General features: G+C 63.4%; 13 protein-coding genes and 1 tRNA gene. 7 read left to right on the forward strand and 7 right to left on the reverse strand.

The window, feature by feature from the left end:
- Positions 1-14 precede the first annotated feature (14 nt).
- Entirely contained in the window at positions 15-737 is a 723-nt protein-coding gene (locus Hrd1104_RS10270) for a DUF2064 domain-containing protein (protein WP_154552672.1), read from the reverse strand.
- Positions 738-855: 118 nt separating this feature from the next.
- Here Hrd1104_RS10270 and Hrd1104_RS10275 point away from each other — a divergent pair, with 118 nt between their 5' ends.
- Entirely contained in the window at positions 856-1,284 is a 429-nt protein-coding gene (locus Hrd1104_RS10275) for a CBS domain-containing protein (RefSeq protein ID WP_154552673.1), read from the forward strand.
- 4 nt (positions 1,285-1,288) lie between these two features.
- Here Hrd1104_RS10275 and Hrd1104_RS10280 read toward each other — a convergent pair whose 3' ends face one another.
- Entirely contained in the window at positions 1,289-1,921 is a 633-nt protein-coding gene (locus Hrd1104_RS10280) for a uracil-DNA glycosylase family protein (protein WP_154552674.1), read from the reverse strand.
- 105 nt (positions 1,922-2,026) lie between these two features.
- On the opposite strand from Hrd1104_RS10280, the gene Hrd1104_RS10285 reads away from it, so the two are divergent.
- On the forward strand, positions 2,027-4,261 hold the full coding sequence (locus Hrd1104_RS10285; RefSeq protein ID WP_154552675.1) for a PAS domain S-box protein: 2,235 nt from the start codon (positions 2,027-2,029) through the stop codon (positions 4,259-4,261).
- A gap of 37 nt (positions 4,262-4,298) precedes the next feature.
- Here Hrd1104_RS10285 and Hrd1104_RS10290 read toward each other — a convergent pair whose 3' ends face one another.
- Positions 4,299-6,029: a BCCT family transporter gene (locus tag Hrd1104_RS10290; protein WP_229770464.1), complete on the reverse strand. Its 1,731-nt coding sequence runs from the start codon at positions 6,027-6,029 to the stop codon at positions 4,299-4,301.
- Between the two features lie 234 nt (positions 6,030-6,263).
- Here Hrd1104_RS10290 and Hrd1104_RS10295 point away from each other — a divergent pair, with 234 nt between their 5' ends.
- Positions 6,264-6,476 carry a hypothetical protein gene (locus tag Hrd1104_RS10295; RefSeq protein WP_154552676.1) on the forward strand — a complete coding sequence of 71 codons (213 nt, stop codon included), beginning with the start codon at positions 6,264-6,266 and terminating at the stop codon, positions 6,474-6,476.
- Between the two features lie 106 nt (positions 6,477-6,582).
- On the opposite strand, the gene aroC is transcribed toward Hrd1104_RS10295, so the two are convergent.
- Complete coding sequence (gene aroC, locus Hrd1104_RS10300; protein ID WP_154552677.1) at positions 6,583-7,782, reverse strand: chorismate synthase; 1,200 nt, start codon at positions 7,780-7,782, stop codon at positions 6,583-6,585.
- Between the two features lie 117 nt (positions 7,783-7,899).
- Here aroC and Hrd1104_RS10305 point away from each other — a divergent pair, with 117 nt between their 5' ends.
- On the forward strand, positions 7,900-8,922 hold the full coding sequence (locus tag Hrd1104_RS10305; protein WP_154552678.1) for a lactonase family protein: 1,023 nt from the start codon (positions 7,900-7,902) through the stop codon (positions 8,920-8,922).
- Positions 8,923-8,933: 11 nt separating this feature from the next.
- Here the strand turns inward: Hrd1104_RS10305 and Hrd1104_RS10310 are convergent, their stop codons facing one another.
- Positions 8,934-9,140 (reverse strand): YMGG-like glycine zipper-containing protein, encoded by a 207-nt coding sequence (locus tag Hrd1104_RS10310; RefSeq protein ID WP_154552679.1) that lies wholly within the window; start codon positions 9,138-9,140, stop codon positions 8,934-8,936.
- 178 nt (positions 9,141-9,318) lie between these two features.
- On the opposite strand from Hrd1104_RS10310, the gene Hrd1104_RS10315 reads away from it, so the two are divergent.
- Positions 9,319-9,864 carry a type IV pilin gene (locus Hrd1104_RS10315; protein ID WP_154552680.1) on the forward strand — a complete coding sequence of 182 codons (546 nt, stop codon included), beginning with the start codon at positions 9,319-9,321 and terminating at the stop codon, positions 9,862-9,864.
- Positions 9,865-10,127: 263 nt separating this feature from the next.
- On the opposite strand, the gene Hrd1104_RS10320 is transcribed toward Hrd1104_RS10315, so the two are convergent.
- Together Hrd1104_RS10320 and Hrd1104_RS10325 are read right to left on the reverse strand one after the other, a co-directional pair.
- Positions 10,128-10,201 (reverse strand) — tRNA-Thr (locus Hrd1104_RS10320).
- A gap of 117 nt (positions 10,202-10,318) precedes the next feature.
- Entirely contained in the window at positions 10,319-11,299 is a 981-nt protein-coding gene (locus Hrd1104_RS10325) for a class I SAM-dependent methyltransferase family protein (protein ID WP_154552681.1), read from the reverse strand.
- A gap of 239 nt (positions 11,300-11,538) precedes the next feature.
- On the opposite strand from Hrd1104_RS10325, the gene Hrd1104_RS10330 reads away from it, so the two are divergent.
- Together Hrd1104_RS10330 and dph5 are read left to right on the forward strand one after the other, a co-directional pair.
- Positions 11,539-12,375: a hypothetical protein gene (locus tag Hrd1104_RS10330; RefSeq protein WP_154552682.1), complete on the forward strand. Its 837-nt coding sequence runs from the start codon at positions 11,539-11,541 to the stop codon at positions 12,373-12,375.
- 98 nt (positions 12,376-12,473) lie between these two features.
- Positions 12,474-13,265: a diphthine synthase gene (dph5, locus tag Hrd1104_RS10335; protein WP_154552683.1), complete on the forward strand. Its 792-nt coding sequence runs from the start codon at positions 12,474-12,476 to the stop codon at positions 13,263-13,265.
- Position 13,266 lies beyond the last annotated feature (1 nt).

A 13,266-nucleotide genomic window follows, 5' to 3' on the forward strand; every position in this document is an offset into this window, starting at 1 on the left:
ACGTCGCCAGTCCCCTACGATTTCTCTATCTCGACGCCGTTTTCGGCCGATTCAGTGACGTGTAGATCCAGGTCGGCGAGATACTGACTCGTCCGCTCGGGGACTGGCAGACCGGCCTGGCGACGCCCACGCAGGATCGGCAGCGTCGATTGCAAGTCCGGCACGGTCGACAGTGTGGGCGACGGCGCGAGGACGTCCGTCGAGAGCCCCGCCTCGGCGGCCCGATCGACGAGGGTTTCGACCATCGGCTGGCGATCGATGTCTTCGAAGTCCAGCGTGTCGGTGAACCCCGCGTAGTAGATCCCACCTGCGGCGGCCGGCCCGACGACGACTGCGCTGGACCGGAGTTTCATCGCCGCTTGATCGATCGTGCTCCGGGTGGCAAGCACGGCCGTCGGATCGAGCACCGCCACCGACGATTCGGCTTCTTTCTCGAGTAAGTGCGTGACCGTGTTCCCCATGCGCGCCGCTGGCGTCGACCCGACCTGTGGCTCGAATCGTGCTTCCGAGGGGTCATCGAGCGCCGGCTCGACCATCTCGATGACTTGTGCCTCGCTCCCCTCCGGATAGGTGACGAGCAGCGATGCCCCACTGGACTCGGCGATTTCGGCAACATCCTTGCAGGCGTGGCGATACAGCGTCGCCGCCTCAGTGTCGGTCAACGGCGTCCCGGCCGCCAGTTCAGCCAGTGCGTTGCCCTCGACTGGTCGCTGTGTGCGGAGTGCGACAGTAGCCATGTCGTCACCTTCGCGTAGTGGATCCTTGAACCCGCCGCTCGAATGAGTGTGCGCAGTGAGTCGTCATCGTGCCACCAGGTGCCATTATACGTCTCGGCCACGTAGTTATCCCAGGCAAATGCTCGTCGAGGACCTGATGTCGACCGAGGTCATCACGGTCCCGGTCGATGCGAGCGTGCGAGATGCAGTCGGGCAGCTACTCGAACACGCAGTCGGCTCGGTGGTCGTCCTCAGCGACGAGGGGAACCCGGTGGGAATCGTCACCGAATCCGACACACTCCGGGCGGGCTACGTCACCGAGCGCCCCTTCGAGGAGATCCCTGTCGACAAGCTCGCCCACCATCCGGTCGTAACGACGGATCCCGCGACGACCGTCCAGGGGGTCGCAGAGAAGATGGCCGACAACGACATCAAGAAAGTGCCCGTGATGGACGGGCTGGAACTGGTCGGCATGATTACGCTGACCGACATCGTCTGGCATCTCTCTGACATCCGCGCGGAAGTCGGCAAGTTGAACACGCGACCCGAGGAATGGGAGCTAGATTGAGCGCTCACTTCCGACGTTGCCCTTTGGTCTGTCGATAATCCCGACCGAGTTCGTCGGCGAAGTGTGCTCGGAACGCTTCCAGTTGGGCCTCACTGGCCTCGCTCGGCGAGCGCATCGGCAGAATCTCGAAGCCACGGCCCCGGATCGTCGTCGCGTGTTCGGTAGTCACGTCTAACTCCTCGGCGCTGCGGGTCGTGTACTCGAACGCCAAGGCGTCCAGAGCCGCCTGCCCGACGGCGACGATGAGTTCGGGGTTGATCATCCGCAACTCGGCGGTCCGATACCCCTCGCAGTTGCGCGTCTCGTCGTCGGTGGCGTCGCGATCCGGGTGGCGACAGCGCGTGACGTAGGTGAGATAGATGTTTTCGAGCTCGGGTTCGGTACTGTCCGGGGCAGCGTCGTTGAATCCCAACTCGGCGAGGATCCGCTGGACGCTCCGGCCGGGCTCGTCGCCCGTGAAAGGGACCCCGGTGCGATCGGGGCCGGCAGTGGGTTCCGAACCGAGGACGACCACGTCGGCTTCGACGTCACCGTACCCATGGACGACCTGTTCACGCGTTTCGACGAGTGCCGGGCAGTTCTGACACTCCGCGTCCATGCCGTAGGGGTTCTGTGGATCGGGCGCGTGGGGAGTCATAGGACTTGACTAGTGGGGCTGGCTCAAAACGCGACTGGTTGCGGCGACGAGGCCCGCCATCGGGCACCCAGTTTAAGTCCCATACCGACGACAGTAGAGATACTGATGGCCGATCCCGGGGACACGGCGACCAACGGCGACCAGGCGGGGCCAGACTGGTACCGCCAGCTTGTCGAGTTGTCACCCGACGCGGCAACGATCGTAGACGCAGATGGGACGATAGTGTACGTCAGCCCTGCGGTAGAAGCGATTCTCGGATACAGCCCAGACGACCTGACGGGCGAGCTGGTCAGCGAATACATCCATCCCGCTGATCGTGCGTCCGTCAGTGAGACGATCGAGGAACGACGGGTCAGTGCCGACGAACCACAGACCGTCGAAGTCCGCACACGGCGGGCAGATGGGTCCTGGAGGTGGGTCGAATCGAGAGTGGTGTGTGTGCCCGACGGCGTGGGCGGTGAGTTTCTCGTGACCAGCCGCCCGATCGACCAGCGCGAGGTCCGCGATACCGATTTCGCCACCACGAAAGAACGCATGCGGATGGCCCTAGAGGGGGCAAACCTCGGGATCTGGGACTGGGATATGGTGACCGACGAGGTAGAACGCGACGAGTTGTTGACCGAGATGCTCGGCTACACGCCCGCCGAGATGGGGGCGCACCTGCGTGACTGGGAAGCGCTCGTCCATCCGGACGGAAAGCAACGACACAACGAAGCACTGACAGCACACGTTGCAGAACGGACGCCGTACTACGAATGTGAGTACCGCCTGCAGACGAAGGCGGGCGACTGGAAGTGGGTCCGGACGATGGGGACGGTAGTCGAGCGTGCCGATGACGGCACGCCGTTGCGGGCGGTCGGCATCCACCAGGACATCGACGATCAAAAGCGGGCCGAGCTGGCGCTAAAAGAAGAGCGGGACATGTTCACGGATGGGCCGGCCGTCGTGTTCAAGTGGGCGGACGCGGCGGGGTGGCCGATCGAGTACGTCTCGGAAAACGTCGAGGCGGTGTTTGGGTACGCGCCCGAGAAACTCCAGACGGGAAACGTCCGCTTCAGCGACCTCCTCCACGACGGCGATCGCGAGCGGGTCGCCAAAGAGGTTGCCGAGCAACGCTCAAACGGGAGCAACCGCCTCAGTCCGGACCCGTATCGAATCAGGACCGCGGACGGGGCTGTTCGATGGGTGATGGAGCATACGAAAATCGTCGACGAACCGGCAGCGCAGGGCTACTTGCTGGGCTATCTCGTCGACGTCACGGAACGGAAAGAACACGAGCGCGAGTTGGAAGCGCGTGAGCGGAAGTACCGAAATCTGTTCGAAGACACCCGTGACGCGCTCATGGTTCTCGACCGGGACGGCTACATCGACTGCAACGAACGGACCCTCGAGTTGTTCGGCCTCGATTCGGTCGGGGCGTTCGTCGACCGCGCACCCTGGGAACTGGCCCCACAGACACAGCCCGACGGCACACCTTCGAAGGACGATGCCTTCGAACACATCGAGCGGGCCTTCGAGACGGGCGAAGCGTTCTTCGAGTGGACCCACCAGCGGGCCGACGGCACGACGTTTCCCGCCGAGGTGAAGCTCAGTCGCTTCGAGTACGAGAACGAGCCCGCCCTCCACGCCCTGGTCCGGGACATAACCGAACGCAAAGAGTACGAACAGCGCCTCCAAACCCAACGGGACAACCTCGACGTGCTCAATCGCGTGTTGCGCCACGATATCCGGAACGATCTGCAACTGGTCACCGCCTACGCCGAGCTCGTCGCCGAAGAATCCGACGACGAATCGACCGGAGAGTACATCGAAACGGTGCTGGAAAGTGCCGAACACGCGATCGAACTCACGCAGACGGCCCGAGAGATGGCCGACGTGATGCTCTCGGCGGACGACGACATCGAGCACGTCGACCTCGAAGGAGTCCTCGAACGCGAACTCGACGAGGTTCGCTCGGCCTATCCCGACGCCGTCTTCACCGTCGACACCGAGATTCCGGCCGAAACAGTCCGGGCCAGCAGCATGCTCGCGTCGGTCTTCCGAAACCTGTTGAAAAACGCCGTCCAGCACAACGATAAAGACGTCCCGGAAGTCACCGTTTCGGCGACGGCCCAAGAAGCGTCAGTTGTCGTTCGCATCGCGGACAACGGCCCCGGGGTCCCGCCCGCACAGCAAGACGCGATCTTCGGCAAGGGCGAGACGGGACTGGAAAGTTCGGGGACCGGTATCGGACTGTATCTGGTCGAGACACTGGTCGAAAGCTACGGCGGCGCGGTCGACATCGAGGACACCGATCCCGCGGGCGCGGTGTTCGTCGTAGAACTCCCGAGAGTGACCTGAGCGTGTGACACAGCAGGCGTGCAACGTGGCAGAAACGTCACTCCCTCCGGCCGCGGGCCTTCGACGACGAGTCGCCAGCGGTAGTCCCCTGGTCTGTAGCGTCCTCGACGGCCGCGCGATACGCTGGCGACCGGTGGATATCGAGTTCACGACGCAGACCGAGGAAGATCGTATAGACCATCAGCAGCATGATCGCGCCGAAGGGCAGGCCAGCCGCAATCACCGCCGTCTGGAGGCCGTTCAGGCCGTTCCCGACGAGCAGTGCCACCGCGGTGGCACCGATCAGGAGTGGCCACAGTACCCGCTGGCGGGCGAGAGTGTCTTGCTTGCCGCCAGCAGCCAGATAGCTCGTCACTAACGCCCCCGAATCGGTCGAGGTGACGATAAACGTGAGCAGATTCGCAGTGACGACGACGCTCGTGAGGAAGGTAAGCGGATAGGACGACAGCAGTTCGAACAACGCGACCGCTCGCCCGTGTTCTTGCAGCGGGCCGAGGATGCCACCACTGAGGACGTTGAGTTCGACGAACAGCGCCGAGCCGTTGAACACCGCCATCCAGAGCAGCGAAAACAGCGTCGGGACGAGTAACACGCCGCCCACGAACTGGCGGATCGTCCGCCCCTTCGAGATCCGAGCGATGAACATGCCGACGAACGGCGCCCACGCGATCCAAAAGCCCCAGTAGAAGATCGTCCAGTCGTGTTGCCAGCCGGCATCAGCCCCAGCGAACGCTTCCGCGTAGAAGCTCAACGCCAAGAAGTTCCCCAAGTACACACCGAGACCGCTGGCGAAGCCATCGAGTAGATAGACCGTCGGCCCAGCGACGAGCGTGAACCCGAGCAGCCCGACCATGAGCACTACGTTCACCGTCGACAGCCGTTTGATCCCGCCTTCGAGCCCGGCCACGACCGAGAGCGTGGTGAGGCCGATGATGACCGCGACGATCGCAGTCGTCACCCAGGTCGCACTTGGCAAGCCAGTGGCGAGGTAGTTCCGGCCCAAGAAGTCGAGGCCGGCATGGATCTGGAGTGCGCCCAGCCCCACCGTGGTCGCCAGTCCGAACACCGTCGCGAGAACGGCTGCGAGGTCGACGATGTGGCCGGGCCAGCCGTAAATCCGTTCACCGAGCAGGGGGTAAAAAACCGATCGCACGGTGATCGGCAGGCCACGGTTGAACGAGAAGAAGGCGAGTCCGAGGCCAACGATCCCGTAAATCGCCCACGGGTGCAGCCCCCAGTGGAACATCGACAGGGCCGTCGCCGACCGCGCCGCGGCCGGTGAGCGAGCCGGCACGTCGAAAAACGATCCACCGCCCGACAGGAAGTGGTACATCGGTTCGGCCACACCGAAAAACAGGAGCCCGATCCCCATGCCGGCGCTGAACAACATTGCCAGCCAGGCAACGGTAGAAAACGCGGGGTCGGCATCGGGACCGCCGAGCCTGATCGTGCCGTACTCACTCAGCCCGAACGCAACCAGCGCGATGAGGAAGACGTTGACCGACAGCACGTAAAACCAGCCGAAGTTTGCAGTGACGGCATCGAAGACCGTTTCGTACGCGGTGGCGGCACCGTCACCGAATCCGACCGTCAGCGCGACGAATCCGACGATGAACGCCAACGCGAGCGGGAACACGACCGGGTGGACCTCGATACCCCAGTGGCGGACGTTGGTATCGCCAGGCTCCCGCGCCACGTCCGCATAGAACAGGCGTTCCCGGATCGTCTCTTCACCATCTGTCACCGTCTCTTCGGTGGGATCGGTCACCGGGCACCACCGACGCTGACACGGCGAGAGGTCCGATCGCGGTGCCGAAGCGACGAGTCGGCGAGGCCGCGAACGCGCCCGAACGCCAGCACACCGGCGTCGAGACGAGACATACACGAGCAATCACAGTCCGCCATCAAATAAGTAAGCCGCGTCGGCAGGCAATGGCACGAACGCCGCGAGACGTTCGGCTACAGTCCGTACGCTCATATGCGTGAGGCCCTAACACGACGTATGTCACGTCGACGCATCGGACGCGTGGTGTACCTGTTCGCGTTCATCGTCGTCCAGCAGTTCACAGGCGTGTTCACAACGTATCCAACACTCGAGTTGCTCGGGATCGTCGGCGTCGCCATCGTGGGCCTTGACTCACTGGTGTGTGCCGTCCGCGGGTGGCGGTCGATGGACACCTCGCTGGTGGGTGAGGACGCATCAACCGGGGACTGACAGACCACGAGGGTAACAGCCAGTCCGCCGCTTTCACGGCCTGAGAGAGCGGCTTCGCCCGTCGCTCGTCCGCCAGCTGCGACGTGGCCCTGGCCCGTGCACAGACTTACTCGTCGTCGAGTGTCTCGGCCTGCGTGGGGGCGTCGTCTGGATCGTTGACCGGACTGCTCGGGTGATAGTCGGTGTCGTACTCGCCGGGCCGGTCGTCGAGTCGGTCGGGATTGAGGCGGCCACCCAGCAGCATGAAGTCGAGCACTGTACAGTACAGCAGGGACTCGACGACGGGGACCGCACGGGGTGGCAAAACGGGATCGTGGCGGCCGACGACCTGAACCTCCTTACGTTGGCCCGTCTCCCAGTCGACGGTCTCCTGGGCTTTCGGGATCGAAACCGGCGGATGCCAGGAAATCTCGCCGTAGATGGGATCGCCGGTCGTGATCCCACCCTGGATCCCGCCGTGGTCGTTGCCGACGGGCGTGGGATCACCGTTCTCGTCGAACTCCCAGTCCTCGTTGTACTCAGTGCCGGCCATCGTGCGAGCGTCGCGGCCGACCCCGTACTCGAAGTCGTTGACCGCCGGAATCGAGTAGATGAGCTGGCCCAGCCGCGACGGGATGGAGTCAAAGCGGGGCGCACCCAGCCCGCGCGGGACACCGCGGGCCTCGAAGTAGACCGAGCCGCCGATGGAGTCGCCCTCCTGCTGGTACTGCTCGGCGAGATCGCGCATCGCCGCGGCCGTCTCGGGATGGGCACACCTGATGTCGTTGTCCTCGGTGTGTTCGAGCATCTCCTCGAAGGAGACCTCTGGGGCCTCTATGTCACCGATCTGGTTGACGTGGGCCTTGATCTGGACGTCGTACTCGCTCTGGTCTAAGACCTGCTTGGCGATGGCCCCCGCGGCGACCCAGTTGACGGTCTCTCGGGCCGAAGAGCGCCCGCCCCCGCCCCAGTTGCGCGTGCCGAACTTCGCCGAGTAGGTGAAATCGCCGTGGGACGGACGGGGAGCCGTGACGAACGGCTCGTACTTGCCCGACCGGGAGTCTTTGTTCTGGATGACCATCCCGATCGGCGTGCCCGTCGTGTAGCCGTCCTGCAGGCCAGACTTGATCGAGACGGCGTCGGGTTCGTCCCGCGAGGTGGTGATCATCGACTGGCCGGGCTTGCGCCGGTCGAGGTCCTGCTGGATGTCGTCCTCGCTCAACTCGACACCGGCGGGGACACCCGAAACGGTACACCCCATCGCCTCGCCGTGGCTCTCCCCGAACGTGGTGACGTCGAAGAGTCGACCGAAACTGTTGCCGTTCATTGTCCCGGTGTGGGGTGTGGGGCCATTTAGTTGTTGAGAATGGCCGGGTCCCTGGCCGGTGACCGGCAGGTCCTCACCGCCGACACGCTCATGGGCCGGCCGGACGACAGGCCAGCAATGCCTACCGCCCACACGTACGTCGGCACGTGCACCGACGGCGACAGCGAGGGGATCTACCGCGTCGATACCGACGGTGGACAGCGTGGCGAGGCACGGCTAGGTGCCGACGCGACGGATCCGTCGTATCTGACCGTTCATCCGTCCGGTGACTATCTCTACGCCGTCAACGAAGTCGAGGACGGTGGGGCAACCGCGTTTGCGATCGAGGCCAACGGCGACCTCCGCCGACTCAACCGCCGGGCGATCGGTCCGGCCGATCCCTGCCACTGCAGCGTCGATCCGACGGGCCAGTACCTACTGGTCGCCCACTACACCGGCGGGGCACTCTCGGTGGTGCCGATCGACGACGACGGTCGCCTGGGTGAACCGACGGTTCAGGAACGTGCAGGCTCGAGTGTCGATCCGGAGCGACAGACCGGTCCCCATCCGCACACGATCAAACCAGGCCCTGACGGTCGCTTCGTCTACGTCGCCGATCTCGGGACGGACGAGATCGTCCGCTACGTGCTTGAGGCCGAGACGGGAACACTCGATACGAAGGGGGCTGTCTCTGTGCACGACGGTGCCGGGCCGCGCCAGTTCGAGTACGCTCCCGACGGAAGGATCTACTGCGTCAACGAACTCGATTCGACGCTTTCGGTCTTCGATCGGGCGACCGACGGCACGCTGACGGTCCGCGAGACTGTCGAGACGATCCCGCCCGACTACGACGGCGAGAACGCACCCGGTGCTGTCGCCATCCATCCCTCGGGCTGGTTCGTCTACGCGTCCAACCGGGGCCACGACAGCATCACGACGTTCGAAGTCACTGCGACCGGCCTGGATGTCGTCGACACCGTTTCGACCCGCGGCGAGTGGCCCCGCGATTTCGCGCTCGATCGCGACGGCGAGCAGCTGCTCGTCGCAAACGCTGAGACGGATACACTCGTCCCGTTCGCCATCGACGACGCGACCGGGCGCCTGGCGGCAACAGACCAGCCGATTGCTGTCCCGGCCCCCGTGTGTGTTCGCCCGCGGTAGTACCCAGCACCTCACTCGGCGGAACGGTCCGTGACTTTCTCGGCCATGTCACCCAAGTCGACGCGTTTCTCGCCGATCGTCGCACCGACGAGTGCGCCCACGCCCGCGCCCGTGCTGGCGGCATTGCGGCTGATCACGGCACCGGCGGCGGCACCGATCGCTCCACCGGCCGCGGCGAACTTCGCTCGACTCAGGGCTTTCTGCATTCGTTTTCCCATACGGAAACGAACGAGTGAAAGCATCATAAAGGTACGCGAGGCGTGAGCAAACGACGGGCGAGGAAAGACCCAGCCAATCGCCGGCCCTCGCCACTGGAACCGATCTGTTTCGCCCACGGCTACAAGTGCTGACAGAGGGGAAACGAATTAGTGGCACTGGACGACTACAAGACATAACGTGTTCTCCGAATCATCGCGGGCGGCGACACCGGTCGTCGGGAATATTTTGCTGGTCGCGATCGTGGTGGTACTCGCCGCGACGGCCGCCACGTTTGCACTCGGGGTTGCCGAGGACGGGACCCAACCCGGCCCGATCGTCGGCCAGTCGAGCGGGGAACTTCTAATCCAAGACGGATACGACGGTGGCAAAGTGAATATTACGCATGTTGCCGGAGACACACTGTCGGCTTCCGATCTCGAAATTGCCGTCGATGCACAGGCAGCCTGTGGGAAGTCCGGACGGTTGGTGAACTTACCTGCGGATGGTGGCGATCCGCAACCGGAGAGCGAGTACGTGCGTGGTGAGGATATTTTCGATAACTCTGCTAATGCAGTGGGTGGGCCGATTGGTGAAGCAGGCGGACAGTGGACAGCAGGCGAGACTGCAACATTCCGGATCGCCGGGACACCATGCCAACTCAACAGCGGTGAGACGATCACTGTCCGCGTCGTCCATACGCCGACAAACGCGGTCGTAATCGAACAAACGTTGTCCGCAACCTAAGCGAGCACGGATCCCGACAGGACGGTGTACACAACGGCGTTGCAGAGACGCCACCGAAGCCGATGGAGACGTGTGAACGCCGCCGAGACGACGCGCTTGGCTACGCGTCTCGTCTCGCTCAAATCGCTATGACTTTCGCTGGGCAGGTTCGTTCACAGCAGAAAGCCGGTGGGGGAGATTGTGAACCACGGTCGTTGCGCTCTACTCTCTGGTTCAAATCCACGCCGTCTCACACCGGGCTCACGTTTGTTCGCCCGTAGAAGAGCCGGTGGGGGATTTGAACCCCCGGCCTAATCCTTACGAAGGATTCGCTCTAGCCAGTCTGAGCTACACCGGCGCGCTCGTCACTCCGTTCCTCGCGCCCCGAGCCTTGCCTCGCTGCGTTCGGCGAGACACCGGCGCGTACCACAACGTAGGTCTGATTACCACAATAAGGATTGCGAATCCGAATCCCTTAGCGAGTCAGTGCCACGTCCAGAACCACGTTCAACTCGTGGGGGGCGTACGACCGGACGGTTCGTCGAGTCTGGACGTCGACGTCGTACTCATCGCCGGCCGCCTCGCGGATCGCGCGCTCGCCCGGGCCAAAGGGGTCGTCCTCGTGTTGAATGTCGTAGTAGTGGATCACGGCCTCGTCACCGGCCAGTTCGGTCGCCGTGTCGAGAAACTCCCCGGCACTGTGGGGCAGATTCATGACGATCCGGTCGGCCCAGTTTGCGTACTCGGGGACGATCTCCCGAACGTCGCCCTCGATTGCTGTGACGCGTTCCTCGACACCGTTGTGCCGGGCGTTTGCCTGCAGGTACTCGATCGCATCGGGATTGACGTCGACGCCAACACAGGTCACACCGCGGTCGGCGAAGGGAATCACGAAGGGACCGACGCCGGCGAACATGTCCAGAGCCTGCTCGCCGGCCGTGACCTGCTCGGTGACGCGGTGGCGCTCGGTGGCCAGACGCGGCGAGAAATACACCTTCGCGAGGTCGACCGCGAATTCACAGCCGTACTCCCGGTGGAGGGCTTCGGTGCCATCGCCGGCCAGGACGTCCCACTCGCGGACGCGCTGTTCGCCTTTGACTTTCGAGGCACGGTTGAGCACCGTCTCGGCCGGCAGATCCGAGGCCATGATCGCCTCGGCGATTTCCCGGGCGCGGTCGGGATCATCTTCGTCGAGGATGACGACCTCACCCAACCGCTCGTAGCTGGGCTCGAACCCCAGAATATCTTCGGGCATCGTCTGCGTGTTCCGTACGGGCACCGCTCGCTCGACGACGGTGTATGCCGACGGAACTGTGTCAGGGTTTGTCACAGGAATGAAAAGCGATCCGTCCTCGACGGTGATCTGGTAGTCTTCGGCGATGACGTCCCGGTCGGCAAGGGCCGCTCTGGTTTCCTCGCCGTCTGCACGCGGGACGCGAACGCACGGGACGGTCATACGTCGAGTCAGTCCCTGCTCGCGGTAAGCCTAACGTTTCACCGACAGACCGGTGGGACGGCGCGAAGACGACTCCGCTGTAACTGGCTGCGAACCACCCGAAACAGTGGGCCAGACCGCTATCACAGCCGAGCGTGTCGAAAGTGCCCACAGGAGACTGTCGGAGCCGATGCGTGCCCAGAATCGACAAACGAACAATGATTTATTAGGAATGGCAACAATACACACAGCAACGGCGGATGAAACAGTCCAATCAGCAAGACGAACTATTCGAAGCGACCGCTGGAGACGAGATCGAAGGGAGGGCACCGGAACTCCGGGCCGAGATCTTCTTGTTCGCCCGGGATCGAGCCCGGAAGCGGTCGATTCAGGAGGCAATTCCGGAGGCAATTTCCGTGCGAACCTACGAAGACGCGGACACGCTCACAGAGGGACTGGCCGGAAACGTTGCAGTGGTGTTGCTCTCGATGGGGCTCCCCGAAACCGAGTTACTGACAGCGAGTCTCAGCACGGTCCAGGAAACGAAATACGCGAGAATTGGACTCCTGACGGGCGACCGGGACCGAATCAGGGAGAAGCCGATCCCACACGACGAAATTTTCTACAAGTCGGCCGACCGCAAGACGTTTCAAAATCGGCTCAAGCGGCTCTACATTCGGGCATACTACGAAACGGCACTACAACGGTACTACTCGCTGTGTATCGCCAGGCAAAACCGACTCGCCAAGCTGGAAGAGGAACACGATGACGAACGACTCCGGAAACTCACGGCGTCGCGAGATCTGATGGAATCACACCTCACGTACTTCAACCAGTATCTCCAACCCGGCGATCTCGACAATATACGGGATCGCCGAGAGGAAATGAAACGGATGATCAACGATGTTCGCGAGGATAACGATCCGACAATGAGTGGCCTGCCAAAGCAGTGTCCGGATTGTAGCCTCAGTTGGGGCACGTGGCACGGCCCCGACCTCGAATCCGGCTACGAGAAAGTCGGGGCGAACGCCTGGCGCTGTAGCGGCTGTGGCACCGTTATCGGCGGCAACGATCCCGACAACTACTGGATCGGCTGAGACCGGCGTTCTCACGCGGCCACGGGAAGGGGCTTCGCCGGTCGATACTATCGATAGCGGATCCGGGCGCTTTTCCCGCCAGCACGCCGAGAAACAGTATGCTCACGTTCGTCGGGCTCGGGCTCTACGACGAGCGCTCGATCACGCTCGCCGGCCGGGACGCCATCGCCAACGCTGACCGTATCTTTGCGGAGTTTTACACCAGTCGCCTCGTCGACGCGACCGTCGCTGACCTCGAAGTGTTCCACGATGTCGACATCGAGGTTCGCGACCGAGCGGGCGTCGAGCAAGCGCCGGACCCGATTCTCGACGCTGCAGCAGCAGGCGACGCGGTCTTCCTGACGGCCGGGGATACGATGATCTCGACGACGCACGTCGACCTCCGCCTGCGGGCCGAACAGCGAGGCATCGAGACCCGCCTCATCCACGGGACGACTGCCCAGGCGGCCGCCAGTTCGCTGACTGGCTTGCAAAACTACCGGTTTGGCAAGGCAACGACCCTCCCCTTCGAGCGCTCACACGGCGGCGACGGGGTGCCAGCGAGCGTTATCGAGACGATCGAAGCAAACGCCGAGCGTGATCTGCACACGCTGGTCTTTCTGGACATCGACGTCGACGACGACCGAGAGGCCTACATGGCCGGTGACACCGCTGGCGAACTGCTCGCCGAACACTGGCGTCCAGATGCCCTCGGGGTCGTCGTCGCTCGGGCCGGGAGTCCCGATCCCGTCGTCCGGGCCGACCGCCTCGACGCACTCGCTGAGATGGACTTTGGCGAGCCGCTTCACTTGCTTTTGCTCCCGAGTTCACTCCACTACATCGAGCGGGATGCACTGGCGACGATCGCCGACGCTCCCGAGTCACTGCTCGAAGACTCCCTCGCCGAGTGAA

The organism is Halorhabdus sp. CBA1104, from assembly GCF_009690625.1.
Taxonomy (GTDB): Archaea; Halobacteriota; Halobacteria; order Halobacteriales; family Haloarculaceae; genus Halorhabdus.